Origin of the sequence: Actinomadura sp. NPDC049382 (genome assembly GCF_040677125.1) — a bacterium.
GTDB lineage: Bacteria > Actinomycetota > Actinomycetes > Streptosporangiales > Streptosporangiaceae > Spirillospora > Spirillospora geliboluensis.
In genome coordinates this window covers 1-3,407 of record NZ_JBFARO010000245.1, presented here as the reverse complement: position 1 = coordinate 3,407, position 3,407 = coordinate 1, and the positions used below count along the sequence as shown (strand labels likewise).

Here is a 3,407-nt window from a genome sequence, read left to right as displayed (position 1 = left end):
GAAGTGGTGCTTGTTGGGCAGTGACAGCCTGATCTCGCAGAGGCCGTCCTGGCCGTCCAGGACGCTCCGCCCCATCTGGAAGAGCGTCTGCTGGAGCGACAGGCTGTGCGTCTCGGCGAAGGCGGTGAGCAGGGCGTCGCGGGCGGCGGCGTACGAGTCGTCCCATGCCGCGTCCGTCGCCCTGTGGCGCCATCGGGCGGTGACGGCCGTGGCGAGGACGCGGTCGTCGGTCGGTTCGAGGGTCGTGTACTCGTCCCGCGCGAACCCGTGGAACTCGCTTCCGGTCGAGTTCAACACGACCAGGTCGGTGAGGCCGGACACCACGCTCTCGGTGCCGTCGGCGTCGTGGTGGACCAGCGCCGTCCTGACCTCGCCGCCGTCCCGGACGAACGAGTGCCCGCCCGTTATGCGGCGCCAGCCGTACTCGCTGATCTCGACGCGCGCGTGCGCGACCGCCGGCTGCGACGCGGTGAAGTGCCGCGCGAGCAGCAGGCCGAAGTCCTCGATCGCGGCGATGCCGTGCCGCCTGGCGAACGCGAACACGGTGTTCTTCTGGCTGTCGGTCGGCAGGACGGCCGCGTTGTCGCCGGTCAGGTGCACCTCGTCCATCGCACCCGAGAGGGAGACGCTGACGCTGACGTCCTTGAGCCGGTGGGCGCCGCCGTCCCGGGTCACGCGGACGACGCGGGTCTCCGCCTTCCCGTAGCAGTTGGGTCCGAGGACGACGGCCATCTAGCTCCCCCGGTAGGTCGAGTACGCGAACGGGCTGATCAGCAGCGGGACGTGATAGTGCCGCCCCGGATCGTCGATGGTGAACGCCACGGTCACCTCGGGGTAGAACTCCGACAGATCGGCGGTGTCGAACGTGAGGCGGTGCACGCCCTTCCCCGGCTCCGCGCCCCACTCCCCGATCCGGCCGTCGGCGTCGGTGCGGGCCTCGGCCAGGACCGTCCAGCCGTCCCCGTCGCGCCGGTCGAGGCGGACGGCGACGCCCGCCGCCGGCGCCCCCTTCGCCGCGTCCAGCACGTGCGTCGACAGGCTCATGTCCTCTCCTTCGCCAGCTTCACCAGCCGGAGGTCGACGATCTCGGCCAGCTCCCTCCGGACGACGGCCCGCTCGGTCTCGGCGTCGTTGCCGAGCCGCTCCCGGAGTTCCGCGAGCATCTCCAGGGCCGACCTTCCCGACGCGCGGATCAGGAACACATGCCCGAACCGCTCCTCGTAGGCCCGGTTGCCCTCGACGAGCGCCTCCCGCAGCTCGGCCGCCGCGCCGTCCATCCCGGACTGCTCGCCCCGCGACCAGCCGGCCTCCCGCCCGCCGCCGCCCGCCCGCTCCCCGATGCGCGGGTGCGCCGCGAGCGCCTCCTCGACGTCGGCCCACGCCAGCTCGTCCAGCGCCCGCCGCGAGGCCGCGCGCAGCGCCGCCAGGTCGCGGTGCCCGGCGACGGCCGCGATCCACCGGCGGGACGCGCAGCACGCCGCCAAGTCCGCCTCGCTCAGCTCCACGCCTGCCAGTACACACACGCCTCCCGCGGCGGGTCGAGGCACAGGACGTCCGAACTGTGCTCCCGGCCGCGCGCGGCCGTTTGGAGGTTCCTCCATACCCCCGCGGGCGGCGCGCCGAGGGCGGCGCCTTGTGGAACCCATGGTCATTCGTTTTCCGAGAGTTGCTCGGCAGCGGGCGCGATACCAGTTGTTCCCGGATCTTGTCTCCATTACCGTGCAAATCTGAACGATTACTCTAAGTAATCGAATGTCGGAGAATTAGGAGAGCCATGTCGATCAGACATTTCCTCGGCGGCGCCCTCGCGCTGGCCACGGCCGCGGCCGGGACCTGCGCCCTCACGGGGACGGCGTCCGCGGCGACGCCGGCCGCCATCGCCCGGGTCCACGGCGGCGACGGCCACGGGCACGACAAAGGCCACGGCAAGGGCCACGGGAAGGGCCACGACAAGGGCCACGGGAAGGCCACCGCGCCGGAACGCGTCCTGACCAACGGCGCGCTCGTCCGGGCGTCCAGGGCCCTGGTGCACTCGGCGCGCCGGCACGGGAACCAGCGCGTGACGATGGTCATCATGGAACGTTCCGGAACCATCAGGCTCGTGGTCCGCACCCGCAAGGCGGGGCCGCAGACCTACGAGTCCGCCAAGCGCAAGGCCTACACGGCCGTGGCCTTCGGGCAGCCCACGAGCGCGCTGACCGGCAACGAGACGATCAAGCAGATCCCGGGCACCCTGGTGCTGCCCGGCGGCGTCCCGGTCTTCTACAAGGGCTTCCCCATCGCCGGCATCGGCGTCGGCGGCGCGCCCGACGGCAGGATCGACGAGGCCATCGCGCGCGACGTCCGCGCGGCCATCGGCCGCTAACCCGGCGGCGTCCCGGCATCCCAGCCCGGAGGTGGGTCCGATCCGCGGGCCCGCCTCCGGACTCTCTCCTGCCGGGGCCCAGGCCGGGCCCGGCGCGGGCACGCGCCCTATCTTTGTCGTGCTCCCCCAGGAGTCCCCGTCCTCGCCCGAGGGCCGGCGTCCCCACGGAGGAATCACGATGAGGCTGCGTTCCCTGCTCGCGATGCCGGAGCTGCGGCTGGAGGTCGTGACCGGCGCGGACGGGCTGGACCGCGCGATCCGCTGGGTGGTCACGACCGACCTGCTCGATCCGGGCCGCTACCTGCGCGGGCGGGAACTGGTGCTGACCGGGCTCGTCTGGCGGACCGGCCCCGCCGACTCGGAGACGTTCGTGCGGGCGCTCGCGGAGGCGGGCGTCTCGGGCCTCGCCGCGTGGGACCTCGCGCTCGGCGCCATCCCGGACGACCTCGTCGACGCCTGCCGGCGGCACCGGCTCCCGCTGTTCAAGGTGCCGGAGGACGTGGCGTTCGCGACCGTCACCGAGGAGGTCGTCCGGCACCTGTCGGCCGCCCGGGCCGCCGACCTCGCCGCCGTGCTCGACCGGCACCGCCGCCTCGTCGAGGGCACCGGTCTCGGCGCCGTCCTCGACCTGGTCGGGCACTGCCACGTGCTGGCCCCGACCGGGCGCGTCGTCGCGGGCCCCGCCCCGGCCCGCCCCAAGGCCCTCGCCCGCGCGTTCCTCGTGGCGCCCCGGCTGCCGCACCACGAGCCCGCGCTCGACGCGTCGCTGTTCCCGGTCGCGGGCGGCGGCACGCCCCGCGTCGCGGACTGGTTCCTCGTCTTCGACGGCGACTTCGCCGACTGGCCCGCCGAGCGCCGCGCCCTCACCGCCGAGCTCGCCGCGATCGTCGCGCTGGAGCGGGCCCGCCGCGACGCGCCCGCCGCCGTCGACGGCGACCTCCTGACCTGGGGACGCGCTCCCCCTGCCGCGCGTAGAGCCGGTCGCGTTCCTCGCCCTCGACGGGGAGCGCGACGCCTTCGAAGGTCTCGGTGCCGACCTCGA

5 protein-coding genes are annotated in these 3,407 nt (G+C 73.8%); 2 read left to right on the top strand and 3 right to left on the bottom strand.

Features of this window, described 5'->3' with window-relative positions:
• The 3 genes from pucL to uraD all read right to left on the bottom strand — a co-directional run.
• A partial coding sequence (gene pucL, locus AB0K34_RS46235) for a factor-independent urate hydroxylase (protein ID WP_364554879.1) occupies window positions 1–732 on the bottom strand: 732 nt, incomplete at its 3' end.
• The gene (gene uraH, locus AB0K34_RS46230; protein WP_364554877.1) at window positions 733–1,044 is read right to left on the bottom strand and encodes a hydroxyisourate hydrolase; all 312 of its coding nucleotides are present in this window, start codon (window positions 1,042–1,044) and stop codon (window positions 733–735) included. It lies immediately after the preceding gene.
• Window positions 1,041–1,505 carry a 2-oxo-4-hydroxy-4-carboxy-5-ureidoimidazoline decarboxylase gene (uraD, locus tag AB0K34_RS46225; protein ID WP_364554876.1) on the bottom strand — a complete coding sequence of 155 codons (465 nt, stop codon included), beginning with the start codon at window positions 1,503–1,505 and terminating at the stop codon, window positions 1,041–1,043. Before uraD ends, uraH begins: the two co-directional genes overlap by 4 nt.
• Window positions 1,506–1,774: 269 nt before the next feature.
• On the opposite strand from uraD, the gene AB0K34_RS46220 reads away from it, so the two are divergent.
• Together AB0K34_RS46220 and AB0K34_RS46215 are read left to right on the top strand one after the other, a co-directional pair.
• A complete protein-coding gene (locus tag AB0K34_RS46220; protein WP_364554874.1) occupies window positions 1,775–2,365 on the top strand; it encodes a heme-binding protein in 591 nt (196 codons plus the stop codon).
• Window positions 2,366–2,543: 178 nt separating this feature from the next.
• On the top strand, window positions 2,544–3,407 hold an 864-nt coding region (locus AB0K34_RS46215), incomplete at its 3' end, for a PucR family transcriptional regulator ligand-binding domain-containing protein (protein ID WP_364554872.1).